At 44.8% G+C, this 15,662-nt stretch carries 13 protein-coding genes; 4 read left to right on the top strand and 9 right to left on the bottom strand.

Annotated elements, in window-relative coordinates; genetic code table 11:
• Positions 1 to 16: 16 nt before the first annotated feature.
• Together IE103_RS12850 and IE103_RS12845 are read right to left on the bottom strand one after the other, a co-directional pair.
• Complete coding sequence (locus IE103_RS12850) at positions 17 to 2,581, bottom strand: DNA internalization-related competence protein ComEC/Rec2 (RefSeq protein WP_189346533.1); 2,565 nt, start codon at positions 2,579 to 2,581, stop codon at positions 17 to 19.
• A 5-nt stretch (positions 2,582 to 2,586) separates the two neighbouring features.
• Positions 2,587 to 3,405, bottom strand: coding sequence for a TatD family hydrolase (locus IE103_RS12845; RefSeq protein ID WP_189346532.1), 819 nt, complete (start codon positions 3,403 to 3,405; stop codon positions 2,587 to 2,589).
• 315 nt (positions 3,406 to 3,720) lie between these two features.
• On the opposite strand from IE103_RS12845, the gene IE103_RS12840 reads away from it, so the two are divergent.
• Entirely contained in the window at positions 3,721 to 4,920 is a 1,200-nt protein-coding gene (locus IE103_RS12840; RefSeq protein ID WP_189346531.1) for a toxin-antitoxin system YwqK family antitoxin, read from the top strand.
• 39 nt (positions 4,921 to 4,959) lie between these two features.
• Positions 4,960 to 5,865 carry an EamA family transporter gene (locus tag IE103_RS12835; RefSeq protein WP_189346530.1) on the top strand — a complete coding sequence of 302 codons (906 nt, stop codon included), beginning with the start codon at positions 4,960 to 4,962 and terminating at the stop codon, positions 5,863 to 5,865.
• Between the two features lie 31 nt (positions 5,866 to 5,896).
• Here IE103_RS12835 and IE103_RS12830 read toward each other — a convergent pair whose 3' ends face one another.
• The 6 genes from IE103_RS12830 to IE103_RS12805 form a co-directional block, all read right to left on the bottom strand.
• Positions 5,897 to 6,310 carry a nuclear transport factor 2 family protein gene (locus IE103_RS12830; RefSeq protein ID WP_189346529.1) on the bottom strand — a complete coding sequence of 138 codons (414 nt, stop codon included), beginning with the start codon at positions 6,308 to 6,310 and terminating at the stop codon, positions 5,897 to 5,899.
• A gap of 133 nt (positions 6,311 to 6,443) precedes the next feature.
• On the bottom strand, positions 6,444 to 7,004 hold the full coding sequence (locus IE103_RS12825) for a hypothetical protein (protein WP_189346528.1): 561 nt from the start codon (positions 7,002 to 7,004) through the stop codon (positions 6,444 to 6,446).
• Positions 7,005 to 7,169: 165 nt separating this feature from the next.
• Positions 7,170 to 7,370: a hypothetical protein gene (locus IE103_RS12820; RefSeq protein ID WP_189346527.1), complete on the bottom strand. Its 201-nt coding sequence runs from the start codon at positions 7,368 to 7,370 to the stop codon at positions 7,170 to 7,172.
• 194 nt (positions 7,371 to 7,564) lie between these two features.
• Complete coding sequence (locus IE103_RS12815; RefSeq protein ID WP_189346526.1) at positions 7,565 to 8,704, bottom strand: C1 family peptidase; 1,140 nt, start codon at positions 8,702 to 8,704, stop codon at positions 7,565 to 7,567.
• 176 nt (positions 8,705 to 8,880) lie between these two features.
• Positions 8,881 to 10,326, bottom strand: a complete 1,446-nt coding sequence (locus tag IE103_RS12810; protein ID WP_229827272.1) for an FAD-binding oxidoreductase — start codon at positions 10,324 to 10,326, stop codon at positions 8,881 to 8,883.
• Positions 10,327 to 10,337: 11 nt separating this feature from the next.
• Complete coding sequence (locus IE103_RS12805) at positions 10,338 to 11,375, bottom strand: DUF1338 domain-containing protein (RefSeq protein WP_189346758.1); 1,038 nt, start codon at positions 11,373 to 11,375, stop codon at positions 10,338 to 10,340.
• A gap of 119 nt (positions 11,376 to 11,494) precedes the next feature.
• Here IE103_RS12805 and IE103_RS12800 point away from each other — a divergent pair, with 119 nt between their 5' ends.
• Both IE103_RS12800 and IE103_RS12795 read left to right on the top strand, forming a co-directional pair.
• Entirely contained in the window at positions 11,495 to 12,427 is a 933-nt protein-coding gene (locus IE103_RS12800; protein WP_189346525.1) for a LysR substrate-binding domain-containing protein, read from the top strand.
• Positions 12,428 to 12,540: 113 nt separating this feature from the next.
• Positions 12,541 to 13,038: a pilin gene (locus IE103_RS12795; RefSeq protein WP_189346524.1), complete on the top strand. Its 498-nt coding sequence runs from the start codon at positions 12,541 to 12,543 to the stop codon at positions 13,036 to 13,038.
• Positions 13,039 to 13,166: 128 nt separating this feature from the next.
• On the opposite strand, the gene IE103_RS12790 is transcribed toward IE103_RS12795, so the two are convergent.
• Entirely contained in the window at positions 13,167 to 15,404 is a 2,238-nt protein-coding gene (locus IE103_RS12790; RefSeq protein WP_189346523.1) for a TonB-dependent receptor plug domain-containing protein, read from the bottom strand.
• Between the last annotated feature and the right edge of the window lie 258 nt (positions 15,405 to 15,662).

Raw genomic sequence — 15,662 nt, 5'->3', positions numbered from 1 at the left:
TCAGCAAACTAAAATACTATTGATGCCAATAACGTGCATGGTCTTTACGGTATTCACTCACTTGTATGGCGCTGCCAAATTGTAATGTGATTGCACCGCTTGTGTCCGTCCTTAGAGGCTTTATTCCAAAATCAAGATAGCGTTGCAATACCGAATCTTTCGGATGATGGTAGCGATTCAAATAACCCAGCTGAAATAAAGCCAGACTCGGCTTTACCACTCGAAGAAAGGCAGCACTTGACGAGGTACCACTGCCATGATGTGGCACTAACAACACATCGGCGGCGAGCTTTTCAGGAATCCTATGAATTAACTGATCCTCTTGAACTGCCTCGATATCGCCCGTCAATAGCATCGCATTTGATTTACTTGATATTTTTAAAGTGCAACTAAGCGCATTCGGTTTCCATTTGTCGCTGGTATAAATCACAGGCACAGGATGCAAAATTTCAAAACTAATGCCATCCCATTCCCAGCTTTGTCCTGCGACACAACGCAATGACTGTTTCGCATGCTGCGTAATCGGATGCTGCTCAGGTAAAGACGAAAGCAATTGACCAACCTGCAAATTCTTCAAAATGCTAATCGCACCACCAGAATGATCATTATCGCTGTGTGACAAAATTAATTGATCAAGATGTGTAATACCACGTGCTTGCAGATAAGGGAGCAACACGCGTGTGCCACTATTGCTATCATCAGAAGTTCCTGGTCCGGTATCGTAAAGGAGACGATGGCGTGCAGTTTCCACCAACACTGCCGATCCCTGCCCGACATCGAACACGGTCACCTGCCAATGATCTTTTGCAGGACCCTGTACAGGTTGCAATAATAAAGGCAGACAACACATCGCGCCCAAGCAACGCATAGGAATACCGCGCGGGGCAAGCAAATACAATAAGCCTAAACTAGCCGCAGCAAACATCCACCAACTTGGTTTTGGGGCATGCCAAACCGCTATGCTAGTAGCGCTTAATAATTCGAGAAACTGCACCAAAAGCGCGACACATTCATGCGCAACGAATAAGCACCAAGCCGATAAAGGTGCGGGCAACACACTTCCTAATAATGCCAGCGGAGTGACAACAAAGCTTACCAAGGGAATGGCGATAGCATTAGCAATTGGACTAAGGACAGAGATTTGTGAAAACAAGAGTAAAGTCAATGGCACCAAGCCAAAGGTAATCGCATATTGGGCACGTGCGGCAATGCGCAGCTGCGGTATTAGTTTGCGCAATCCAAATTGGTGCAAAAAACCCTGATTATCGGCCGCCGCTGCGCGCACCTCAATTCTGCCCGCACTCGAATACAATAAAACACCAACTGCACCAAACGACAGCCAAAATCCCGGCCACAATACAGCCCAAGGATCAAGTGCAACAACAACCCCCAAGGCAAGAATTAATACATGAGTGCTACTCGCACCTCTACCACACCATATCGCGATCGCTAGCACTGCCAGCATCCACAAAGTGCGCTGCGCAGGAACACCAAAACCAGCTAAAGTGACATAGATGATCGCAGCAATCAAACCCGATAATACGGCTACTTTTGGAGCAGGAATTATCAGCGGCAATTGCGCCCGCGTAAAGAAAGAATGCCGCCACAAAAAGTGCATCAAACTAGCAAATAAACCGGCAATCATTGTAATGTGCAAACCTGAGATCGACATCAAATGACCGACACCAGTGCGATTAAACATTGCCCAATCTGCTGAAGAAATATCGCGTTGATCACCAATCACTAAAGCAGTTAATATGCCTGCGTAAGCTGAGCCAGAGAGATCACGCAGCATGTGCTCACGCAAGTGAAATCGGCTTCGTTCGATTAAATTGGAAAGGCTCCAAACAAAATCAGTTAATAGTAAATTCGGTCTACCGTTTTGTGCATTATGATCAGCGTGGGAACCTAAGCGCAGTCTTACACTGCCGGTCGCCCGCAAGCCCTGCTCAAACAGCCATGCCTCATAGTCGAAGCCATAAGGGTTAGCATTACCATGAGGGCGTTTCAAACGAACCAGCAATTGCCATCGCTGCCCTGGTTGTAGCGATGGTGTATCAATCACTCCATCCGCATCATCAAACCATCCCAGCGCCAGCCGCTTAGGAAATGACTCTGTCGAGATTTGTCGTGTTGATTGTGTCTGTTGCTGTGTTGCCGAATTTAATTGAGTCTGTCTATTTATCCGACTCGATTGGGGTACTAAATCGCTAGGAAGAATGTAACGCTCAACGGAAAAATTAAAGCGCGTACCGTTATCTGTCTTTACCGGCAATTGATCGATTACGCCCTGCACTAGCAAATCCCGTCCTTCCCACTCTTTGGGTAATTCTTGACGTAATTGATAATGCGCAAAAAAGCTAGCCCAACAAAATCCAATTCCGAATGCGAGGAAGCAAATTATTAGCCTGACGGTCACTGCCATCAATCGAGAGCCCTGTCCGACTTGACGACGACTTAGCTGCCGCGCCAACAAACACAAAATCGCAAATGCCAGACTTAAAGGAAGAAGATCGAATACAGCAGCTTGTTGCTGCAATAACGCGACACCAAGGACAAAACTCAGAATCGCGCTACGCACTAGAATTATCTCAACACAAAACCTGCCTGCATGCGCGGCAAGGCAGCAAGCACATTCACAGTCGTTTGTCGTGCAGTCTCAAGCTGATCTAGACCACGCAAACTAGCAAGTTCATATCCGATTTGTACCAGCTCCCCCGGAGTATTAACCCCTGGATGACACCAGCGTGGCGCGATGTCCGGCGCATCAGTCTCAAGCACTATGCTACTGAGCGGTAAGTCGCTAGCCAAACGACGTATCTGTAATGCGCGCGTAAAAGTCATTGCACCACCGAACCCCAATTTAAATCCCAAATCGATAAAATGTCGCGCCTGTTGTGTGCTGCCATTAAAAGCATGCGCAATTCCACCCCGCACCGGAATGCGTCGCAAATATTTTAATATTTTATCTTGCGATTTTCGCACATGTAACAACGCAGGCAAATCAAAATCGCGCGCTATTTTCAATTGCTCGCTGTAAAAGAATTCCTGTTTTTCCTTTAATGGTGACTCACACAATGCCGGAACGAAGTAATCCAGGCCGATCTCTCCCACTGCAACTAATGCTTGCCCCAAGTCAGGATCATTCAATAAGCGCGCAATTTCAGCACGTAGAAATTGCAAATCATCTTCATGCGAAGTCGCTACATACATAGGATGTATACCTAGGGCAAAAAAACAATCGGCTCTTTGCCGCGCTAGTTCCGCAACTACCGAAAAATTGCTTCGATGCACTGCCGGTATAACAATCGCAGACACGCCCATACGCGCGGCCTCATCCGCTAAGGCTAATGATTTACCAGAAAACTCACTCGCATCAAGATGGCAATGGCTGTCTATCCACATAATTAGTTCACCTATTTTTGTCTATTCTGTGTCTATTTTGTCTTTCGCCGAGATGGTTCATTCTCAAGCAATCTGATCTGATTATAAAACGCATTTCACAATCGATTTGAGAACAACCAATTTCGTCGATCAAACTTTGTTAAGTAGCGTCCAAAATACTCTTATATGTGAAATCGGCGGATAAAAAATTTTAAACAGAGGACGTTCAAAGATGCGCCATCTACGAAATTCTGTGATCTCGGCATTTGAACGCGATGCCTTGAACAAGCTGACATATAATCATTTGCATTTCCCCATGAATAAGAGAATCACACTATGCACCATGCATTTTCACCGAAAGCAGTCATGCTCAGTTGCAGCCTAGCATTTGGATCGCTATTCAGCCCAGTCAGTTTCGCTGTTGAAGATTGCACTTTGAACGGTGAATCTGTCAGCATGTATAACGGTGCGACCACCGCAGGCAAAACTGGAATCATCCAGTGCAAAGACCGAGAAACAGGAAAACTAAGTCGAGAACGAGAAATTAAGGCGGGAAAAATCTATGGTTTATCGCGTCAGTACCGCGATGGTGTTTTAGTTTTAGAGTTTCATGATGAAGAGAATGGACAGCGACACGGCCTGCGACGTGAATACGCCAGCAATGGCAAGTTGATCAAAGAAGAAACCGAAGATCATGGCAAGCGCAAAGGCTTGCAAAGAGAATGGACAACGGAAGGAAAGCTCAAAAAGTTAGAAATGATCGGTAATAATGAAGCCGAATCTGCCAGCATACGTTGGAATGCAGACGGCAGCCTTAATAGTTTGCGCTGTGCAAATAAACCGATTTTGGCGCCACATGTCGATGATGCCAACTTATGTGGATTTAAAGCAAAGCCATCTAAGCTCACCTACTTCAACGACAACGGACAAAAACGCGCTACCGAAACCCTGCTAGCTGGGGTCGTACAAGAATCTACCCAATTTGACTACAACAGCGGCAAAGTGCGCAGCACCAGCGAATTAAAAAATAATGAACTGACCGAGACCAGCTACGGCGACAACGGCAATAAGCGCTACCAAGTTGTTTTCAACACAGCAGAAAAATCACGCGCGTTCATTCGCAAAACAGAATTTCATGAAAATGGTTCTCTCATTAAAGAACAAAAATTCACGATGCTTGAACAAGATGGACGTCGACGCAATGTCTTGATGGAAGAAACAAAGTTTTATCTGAATGGTCAAACTAGCGTACAAGACCGATACCGATACGAAGAAAAGTATCCGATTCTTGAGGCAAAGAGTTTTTCTGACAAAGGTAAGTTAATCGAAACGGCTAGCTATGTGCTTGAATCGACTTACCGTCGCCGTGCCATCGGCATACATCAACATTTTTTTGAAAACGGCAATCTCGCCCATGAATATCATTACGATGCTGCTGGCAAGATTTATCGACAAAAATCGTGGAATGAACAAGGCGCTTTGCGTAGTGATGACGAAGTGTTCGAAGATGGCTCCAGAAAAGCCTACCGCAAATAAACCCACTACAAATTGCCTACTACAGAATAGAACATCCAGATGACACATACCCATCTCAAACCTATCCATTTAATCACCCCTTTCATCGTGATTGTTTTATGGGGCATGAATTTTGTCGTGATTAAAATTGGTTTGAAAGGGATACCTCCATTATTGTTAGCGGCATTACGCTTTACCTTCGTCGCCTTCCCCGCCATTTTCTTTTTAGCCAAACCCAAGGTGGAACTGAAATGGCTAGTCATTTATGCGACAACAATTAGTTTTGCCCAATTTGCGTTTTTATTTTCTGCGATTGCGGTCGGCATGCCGGCTGGCTTGGCCTCATTAGTATTACAAGCGCAAGCGTTTTTCACTGTTGGTTTAGCGGCTTTAATTTTCGGTGATCGCTTAAAACCGAGCAATGTTATCGGCATCTTCATTGCGAGTCTTGGATTACTCTTACTTGGTAGCGCTAGCATCACAAACAGCGCTACACAAGTGAGTGTGGCGGGCTTTGGATTGACATTATGTGCAGCACTTTCTTGGGCGTGCGGCAACATCGTGAGCAAAAAAATGGGCGCAGTCAATATGCTCAGCTTGGTTGCATGGAGCGCCTTACTACCTATCATTCCCTTCCTATTGCTATCGTGTTTGATGGATGGCGTTACGGTAGTCTGGCATAGTCTGACGCACATTAGCTTGACTGCCGTACTAGCAATCTTGTATTTGTCTGGCGCAGCTAGCTTGATTGGCTATACTTTGTGGGGCAAATTATTAGCCGCGTTGCCTACGCACGTAGTGGCACCATTGAGTCTATTGGTGCCTGTCGTTGGGCTTACATCTGCATGGCTTATTCTGGACGAATCACTCAATCAAACACAAATGATTGGAGCGATGATTGTAATGGCAGGTCTATTATTTAATGTATTTGGTCAAAAGCTTATCGATGCTTTACGCAAAAAATGAAGGCGCTATTTGCGTGTGACATCGCTGCTCTTTAGGCCATGATCTCAACAAGATGCCGACGATTCTCTGGCGCGACAAATGGATCGGGCCAAAACTCAACAATTTTTTGAATTTTACCGTTCGCAACAGTGAAAAAGCTAAGTGCCCGCGCCCGCTGCACACCATCCGTTATCGACACATCACTAACAAGCTTCTCATGTTCAGCCACAATTTGATGCACCGTAAAAATCCATGGTCCATGCGCGGGATATTCAGCGTTCATTTTTGCGAAATTCTCTGCGCCACGAATACGCTCGCCAGATTGTGGCCACTCCAATACAAAATCTTCACTTAACACAGCACTCACAGAATAGAAATCATTGCTGGCCATCAGCTGCCAAAATTGTTCGACTAAGAATCGTGCTTGATCTGTCGAAGTAGTGTTTAATACTTGCTCGTTTTGCATCGGTATCACCTTTCACAACATCGCTAAGGGAACAAGGCTGTTATTGGCGTTTTTGTCGAGATTTCATTGGTATTATTATCGTCATGATCAACCCAAACGCAAAAATTGTCGCCTTCTATAACAACAATCGGTTTTATGCCGTTTCCTCGGGTTTAAAGCTCCATTGTGGGCTCAATAGAATCGTCAATACTGAAATCACCGTAATGAAAACCGATACCCAAAATGCGATTGAGGTATCACCAATACGCGAAGGATAAATACGCATGACCGCGCCAAGCCCGATTAAGTTGCCACCAGCAACCAGCACAGCAGAGGCATAATCATGAAAGCGTCGCGCTTTGTTTGCGCCACTTGCCCATTTTTGATGCGTGTTATAACTCGGCAAAGTTTCATGCGCATCGCCCAATTGTTCTAACGCAGATAAAAAGCGACGTAAATTCGTGATCGCGCGTTCCGCTTTATAATTAAGAAACGCTAAGCTTAGCGACGCGACTGGAAAGCCTAACATCAGCCATTCCACCGGCACTTCGCCTTTACTTTCATTCGACTTCAAGGCAACCAAAGCCGCCAACAAACTGACGACTAGTGTCACATACAATGCTAAGGCATGTTGACGTTGAGATATCCGTGCATTGACTTCTTGATAGGCCGCGATAAACCGATAATTTGCATCAACCGTCGAGTTCTTAGACATGATTTCTTCCTACTAAAGAAAAAAGCACCAAGTCTTGCTTCAAGCATTTGGTGCTCATTTAATTTGGCGCTCATTTAAGCTGCTATCGGTTTGCAATCTAGGATCTAGTGGCAAGCCATTTAAAATTGAACAATCTCGTACGTGCCTACGCACCTACAAACCTACTTAGCGCGTGCTTTGTGATTTACATTTAAAACTAGAAGTCGATACCGTGTCGACATTACCTTGTCCACAAGTGGCAATCGCTTGTTGCGACATGATAGAAATTTGTTTGCCGCTTTCTAGATTGCTTTCGCTAACCGAAATACATGCGCTTAAACTAATGGTCGCGAACACGATGCCTAGGCCAGAAATTACTTTTTTCATTTTTATTTTCCTTATTCAAGAGAGATGATTTTTTCATCGATGACGCTAAGCATGATTCGACTAAGCAATCACACTCAACGCATAAGATTAAAAGCATTTTAGTCGAACTATGGGTTTCAGTGTTACCTCGATACTTCGCTTGACACGATGATCTAACATCACCGTGTCAAGCGAACATGTACTTCAATTCGACATTACTTCAATCCAGCTTTACGACGAATATCCTCAGGGATAGCTTGCTTGTGTACCATAAAATATATGGTCTTCATGCGGATATAGTTTTTACTCATGTGCAAATGACCTTCAAACGGACCGCTACTGGTACCGTAACTATTTTTCGTTAAGAAGTAGGATTTACCTTGATCATCTTTGCTCATGCCAACGATATGCATACTGTGATCATCTGTACTGCGCCAATCGTCAAACGCTTCTTGTCTTGCATTCTGTGTCACGTCTTTCGCTTCATCGTCTAATACAGCAAAGCCTTCTTTCACATTAAAGCCTTTTTCACTTATATCACCACCCCAAGAAATGGTGTAGCCATTGGTCAAGGCATTAGTCATGATTCTTTCCATATCGTCGATAGGTACGTTCAAGAAGCGGCTATCATGTGACCAATTATCAGGAATTTCTAAGCGCATACGCTGATAAAACGGATGATGACTAAAACTAGTCACTTCGACATAATCATCTGGGTTAAGTTTCAAAACTTGGTCGCGGAAGGATTGTGGTGTGTGTAGCTTTCCTTCGTAGACGAAATTCGCTGGTGGCTTTCCGATGTAGGCATCTAAAATTCCTTCAAACGCAGCGCGCCAAGATTTGCTTGGTCGGCCCGACTTAATCACCGCGTCTAAAAATGCCTTCGTGGTCAATGCTAATTCGGCATGATCTAGGCGTGTTTCACCTTCCTTTAAACCGGTGTAATTCACTTTCGGAACAGCGCCATAACGACGCAACATTTCCATCGCATCGTGATTGTTACCGCCTTCCCAAAACGTCGCTTTACCTTGTACGCGCAAATACGCATCAGCCTTAAGTGGATAAGCATGACGAACGCCAAAGACCTCCGATAACTCAATTAATTTGCCGCCCTGACGCGCCACTTCACTTTCCATAAAAGAAGCGGTTGCAAAATTCCAGCAAGTGTTAGTACGCGCTTGGTCTTTGGCCGCAGTGCGTTGCGCTTCATGGGTAATGGTAAATGTCTTTTTGTTGCCAGCACTTGGGTTAGTGGCATTCGCTTGCTGCGCCAGTAGCGTCGTTGGCGCACAAATCAGAGTACAAGTCAGCGCACAAGAAAGCGCGCTCAAGACCGCGTTCAGTTTCAGTTTCATGATGTCCTTTTCTATTTATTCTACGAAATTCAGCGCCCAAACTGCATCACATACGGAACAGTCAAATTGCGCCCTGCGCATCATAACCCTATGCAAGCACAATGAATAGATAAGCAAATAGAAAACTGTTTAAACCAATCCAAGACGGAAGTGCAAAAACTTAATCAATCACCAAATCATTCCCCGAAGCGACAAAGCCCCAATAGATTTTCTGGATCAAGCAATCCCTGAATTTGCCCAGATAAATGTTTTTGCATCGGCGATGTATAACGCTGATAATACATTTGATTGTATGGACCGACGCCATGCTCGGCACTAAAACTGCCTTGATGACGCAACACCACTAAGTCATATATTTGATCACGAATTTGTTGAACAATGCGATCCGAGAATCCTTCTGCGGCATCACTTGGCCACACCAAATTGAAATGACAGCCACCATCAGCCCAATGTCCAAAGTCCATCACACGTATCCATGGATAGTGCGCATCGATCAGTTGCAAAGCTTGCGCCCGATAATCAACTAAATTCGAACGTGGCATAGAAATATCAAAAGCGATCACGCGCCCTTCATGTCTTAGCGCCTCGCTGATTGCATGGCGAATCCGCCAAAGATCTTTCGCTCGACCAATGACGGCATTTTCTACTACTGTCCCAAACAACTTCTCCAAACAAGTGCTTAATAGTGCATTGAGATCTAAACCGGTAGATGCATCAGCACGGCTACTGAGCTCGATCAATACACAATATTCCGGACAGGGTTCAGGATGAAATGGCTGGGTAATAGCAGGCACATGGCGCAAGACCGCATCCAGAGCGGCACCTGATATGCCTTCATAGGCAGATAAATACTCACCACAATCGCGTTCTAACACCTGCAATAATTCCAACACCGCAGACTGATCACGCGGCACGACTAAGGCCACTGCAGTTTGTTTTGGCAAATAATGAACCTGTAACACAGCACGCGTTATCACACCAAAGCTGCCGCTACTGCCAACAAACAAGTGCTTCAAATCAGGGCCTGTATTATTCTTGCGCAAAGCATGACGCAAATCTAATACTTGCCCCGCAGGTTCCATCAGTACAGCGCGTAAGCCAAGCAAATTTTGCCTAACATCACCATACTTAATCAACTTTGCACCACCGGTATTTGCAGCAATCATGCCGCCAACGGAAGGATTGGCAGCGAGGTCAATAGGAAAAAATAATCCATGTTCCTCTAATGCCTGATTTAACTCATGCAAACACAAACCTGCGTCCACCTCAACAGAGCGATTGACGACATCGATCGCAATATATTTTTTCAAGCGCTCCAGACTCAACACCAAAAATCGCCCGCTTCCATCTGGCGTGCTCGCAGCAACCAAGCCCGTATTCGCGCCTTGCAAAACTAGCGCTTGATGATGTTCGCGACACAAACGCACAATCTCAACGACCTGTTCGTGGCTATCTGGTCGCAATACCGCCAAGCTATCGCCTTGACCATAACGAGCACCTCGACAATATGGTCGACAATCAACGGGATCAGATAGAAATCCAATCTCGCCCAAGAGGTTTTTTAACTTAACGAATAGTGAGTTTTCGTGCAGCGTCATGGCTAGCGTATTTGATGAGGACATATCATTCACAATCAAGCCTCGGTATGACTTACAACATTCGAGTTTGCTGTCATTTTAAAAATACCCTGTGCATTGCTAGTATCAAATCCAAGATCTAAACGCGCTGGATTGGTGTCAGGAATCGTGTCACGACTAATCAATTCATAAAACGATCCCGGCACTTTTTTAAGAATTGTTCGACCATCCGCATCAATCAATTCACGCTCAACTAAGTCCGCTTTAAACGCCGTTTGGCGTACGCGACCAGAAGCAGAAATTTCGACTTTCTCTTTAATCGGACGCCCTAATTTCTTCTGCGCTTCACTTACCGCGATCACGTCTGCAACACGATCCGTCGCATGATTAAAGACGTTCCCTTCGGTTGCGATCCATGCCATTTCGGCTGATTCTGTGAGCAGCAATTCATAGTCCACTACAGTTGGCGCGCCATGTTGCCGTGCAAAACAAGCCAATAAGACCGGCATTAAATCTAGCGCTTGCGCCAGCTGCAAATGGCCATCACGTTCAAGTTCATGCAACAAAGTTATCGCAGTGGATGTGAGCGGATCTATCGACGTCCCTATCACTCGGCTAACAGCTTGTTGAAACGCCGTGGAAAATCGTTCTGGATGCAATTCACTGACAAAGAATTGAGAAATATTTTCAGGATCATCAAGATGCGCGTAAGAGCGCCCAGTCATTTTGAGTTTTTCTAATGGATAAACACCATTTAATACATAGCCAAGCGGCCGCAAAATTCTAGTGATGGCGACTTCACCCGCAGGTAAGCGCCCAGCATCAAACCAACGTACCGTGCGTAAAGCACCGTGATCTAGCATCACGCGCTCACCTCGCGAAGCGATCTCTTGCGTGTATTGTTGACCGCTAGGAACACGTTGTAATACACCATGAAACAACAACATATTCAAAGCCTGCGCTAATTCTGCGCGAGATACTTTATCAATCTCGCAGCGAGAAAATCGTATTGGAATATGCATTAAATTTACGAGTGCTAAAGCTTGGGTTTGACCTAATTGTTGTTCCAGCAAATGCATCAAATTGCTATTCATGAGTATGTCGCCTATGGTGATAGATTTCTTCATTCAATATTCACATTACTGTAGACAAATTGGCGCAGCAGTTCAAAGGAGTTAAAATCAATACTTAGTGAAAAAATGGAATACATATTATGCGTCGCAAAGTTCCTAGCTTAAATGCCTTGCTTGTTTTTGAGGCGGCTGCTCGCTTGCAGAGCTTTACCCAAGCCGCCGACGAACTCGCACTTACCCAAAGCGCGGTCTGCAAACAAATCGCGAATTTAGAAGACTGGCTGGGCCTTGCCTTGTTTGCACGGGTAAAAAAACGTGTGCAACTCAGTAGTGCTGGGCGTGACTATGCAGAAAAAATACGCCGACATCTCGATAAAATTGAACGCGACACCTTAGAGTTGATGGCGCACAAAGAAGGTGCAGGCGTGTTAGAGCTCGCAGTCATCCCAACCTTCGCAACACAATGGCTGATTCCTCGGCTGGCCGAATTCCAACAATTACGTCCTGACATCACCGTCAATCTGAGCACCAGAACCAGTGCATTTCTTTTTCCGGATTCGTTATTTCATGCCGCGATTCACTCTGGCAATGCGGTGTGGCCTGGCACCAAAGGCGATTATTTGATGGCAGAGGATCAGGCGATTCCTGTGTGTAGTCCGCAATTATTACGAAAGTACTTGGGCAGAAAAAAACAAGCAAACCTGCAAGACCTTGCACAGATGCCATTGCTTCATCTGAGCACACGATTAGAAGATTGGCGTCGATGGTTCGATCTACACCAGCACGAAAATGATATCTGTGCCGTCAATGGCGCGCGCTACGAACTATTCACGATGTTAATCGAAGCAGCGATTGCCGGCTTAGGTGTGGCCTTGATTCCACATTACATGGTCAAGAATCACTTAGATAATGGTAAATTACAAATACCTATTGATTTAAGTCTCCCCGAACAGACTGGCTATTACTTGGTTTATCCCGAAGAAAACAGCAATTTACCAACACTGCAAGCATTTCGATCTTGGCTATTGTTGCAAACTGGGCAAACTGGGCAAACTGGATCAGCGACGCAATAGGCAAATCAAAATAATCAATCTAAATGAATCAAATCAAGTAAATCCACGCCTGCCACAAATAACTTGTTAAAATTCATTAGCATTTCAAACACTCACCTAATTACGCGATACTTATGAAAAAAATTCTCGGTTTTTCACTGTTAGAAGCTATGGTTGCTGTCGCAATTATTGCAATTTTGGCGGCGATGGCTTTGCCGTCTTACTTATTCAAAATCATTCGCGAACAAATTGAAACCTCGATTCCCTTAATCGAGATCGCAAAAACACCAATCGCAACCGCATGGAAGACCGAACAAATTTTTCCAGTCGATAACAATGCCGCTGGTTTACCACCACCTGAAAAAATCGTCAGTAACTATGTGACTAGCGTGACCGTTGAAGATGGCGCAATTCACATGAAGTTTGGCAATCGCGCCAACAAATCTTTAGAAAATAAAATTTTAACTTTCCGTCCTGCTGTCGTCACTGATGCCCCAGTTGTGCCTATCACTTGGATTTGTGCAAACGCTGGCGCGCCAGACAAGATGACATTAAAAGGCACCGATAGAACAACGATTGATCCACAAAATTTGCCACTGATCTGCCGTTCTCGTGATAAACCAAAGCCTTAAGTTCGCTAAACAATAATCCAGACTAAGTACAAAATATAAGGGGTAACAAATTTTCATTTGTTACCCCTTATTATTTACCCCAACATATTGGGACAGTAAGACAAGTTACTGCCTCACCTACTACTCAATTAAAACTTGTGTTCAAAGTTCACACGTAACGCCATATTGGTTTTTGAGGTATTTGTACGAACCAATGAACCGCTAGCATCGGTGTAGGTGCTAGAAGAGAAGTTATCCTGATGCAGCGCATTACCCAAGGCAACGCGTACATTCGACTTATTATCAAACTTCCACAACGCGTATACGTCTAATACTCGCTTTGGAATGCCGTAACTACTTTGATTAACAGAGATACGTACTGGACCCGCATTTTGGAAACTTAAATTACCGCCCAAAGTTAAGGGCACATCATCGAGCTTATAATCAACGCCAAAGTTCGCACTGACTGGTGTTTGTGAATCTAAACGATTGTTCGGACCCGGCACCGAATTAACTGTTGAAGAGTTAAACGCCAAATTGGCACGGAAATCGATTGCTGGAGCGTCTTCCATTAAGCTACGCAATGGGAACTTCGCATCAAACTCAACGCCGCGTGTCGTCGCCAAACCATCATTGGTTGGCATTGCCACCCAACGGCCGTCGTTGACAATCGATGTGCGCGTAAAGTCTTCAATTCGACGCAAGAAGAAATTCACACTCAAGATACCGCCATCGGTTAAATAGTGCTCAAATCCCGCATCTAAGCCCCATGCCAATTCTGGTTTCAAGTTTGGATTACCCATATTGTCTGGGCTCGTTGCACTATTATTCGTCGATAAGAAACGACGTGGTACCAAACGACTTGTGTCTGGTGCTTTGTAAGTACGTGTAATACCTAATCGTACTTGATCATTTTTACTGCCAGGAATTTTGTACAAGGTTTGCAAAATTGGACTCAAGACACTGGAGCGATTTTTGATTTCTGCGTAAGTATTACCTTTGCTGCTGGTATCAATGCCTTCCCAACGCACACCTGCATAAATCGACAAGTTCTTCGTGTAATTCCATTCATCTTGCACGAACAATGCCAAGCGATTGACATTTGCAGAATATTCTTCATCTGCATTAAACGCTGTAATTGGGCCTGTGCCAGTGATCACATCGCGACGGGTATTGCTATCGCTACGCTTACTGTAACCGCCATCCCAACCTGCAGCTAAGGCATGATCTTCGACAAATGGCGCAGTGTATTTGCCACCATAGGTGAAACCATTATCGGTATTTTCTGAACTATAAGTGCGCACTAAAGTTTGCGATACCCCTTTTGCATTGGAATTATTATCACCTTCACGTTGATTGTAATTCGCACCAAAACGGACATCGAGTTTGGCGCTATCGGCTAACTTGCGCACATAGGTTAAGTTAGTACGGATAGAAGTGCTGTCGGAACGATTGTTTGAATATTCATCCAAGAACAATGGCTTTTCACCAATCAAAGTATCTGTCGTTTGCTGATTGCGGTTAGTAAAGCGGTTGGCATTCACAAAGCTTTGCGAAGTGAGCATATCACCGTTATCTAACACCCAGTTAATACGTGGTGAGATACCGATAGATTGAAATTTTCCTTCACTTTCGGTATTCGATTTACGCGACAAAGTGACTTGACCTTTGTTGTCAGTAAACACTTCGGTACTCGAGTCTGGACGGCCAAATTCACCATGATTCACATTACCCGACACCGAATAAGACATCTTGCCGACTTTGTCAGACAATTGCAAACTGGCATTCACACCTGGTTTGCCATTTTCTTCGCTGAATCCAAACTTCAATTCGCGCTGAGCAGTAACGATCGCTTTTTTCAATACGATATTAATTGCACCAGCAATCGATTGCGTACTTAATTCAGCGGTGGCGGCACGAATCACTTCGATACGTTCAATATTGTCAGGCGCTAACGAATCTAAAGAGAAACCCGGTGGACTAGGTTCGCCATTGAGCATAATTTGTGTATAACCCGCACCCAAACCACGCATACGAATCGCACCACCACGGCCTTGCACACCACCGATAGTAACGCCAGGCAAACGCTTCAATACATCACCGATGTTGGTATCACCATAGCGAACGATATCCTCTTGCGTGACCACGATCTTACTTGCCGTATCTTGACGACGCTCGTCATATCCTTTGGCACCACTGATTTGAACTTTTTGTACAGCGCCAGTTGGTGCTGCTGGCGTGGCCGCTGGCTTGGCAGGTGCCGTTTGCTTTTGTTTCGTTTTATCAGCTTCTTCTTGTGCTTGTTGAGCATGCGCTGTCGAGCCATAAGCTAACAATACAGACAAAGGAATCAAAGCCAAACGAAAATGCGAAGGAACAGAGAACATATAAATACCAAGAGTTAATGAAAGATAAAGCTTCGACTTGTGGACAGTGCAGAAAGTTCAGCACCATACCCAAAAGGAAACACTTTGATACAAAAGCTGGGCAGATAGAAACATAGAAAAACCTAGTGAAACATAGCGTCAAATATTTCGCTAAATTTCGCTCAATTCTCAATGTATGCAAGCCTCAATTGCTAACTCACTTGCTTATTTGCTAGCGGCAAAATACATCGAAAAATCGAAAGTCGCGCATTATACCTT

The organism is Affinundibacterium macrobrachii (genome assembly GCF_014652415.1).
Taxonomy (GTDB): Bacteria; Pseudomonadota; Gammaproteobacteria; order Burkholderiales; family Burkholderiaceae_D; genus Undibacterium; species Undibacterium macrobrachii.
Note: the sequence above shows the minus strand (reverse complement) of the source record. Positions and strands in the feature narration are given on the sequence as shown.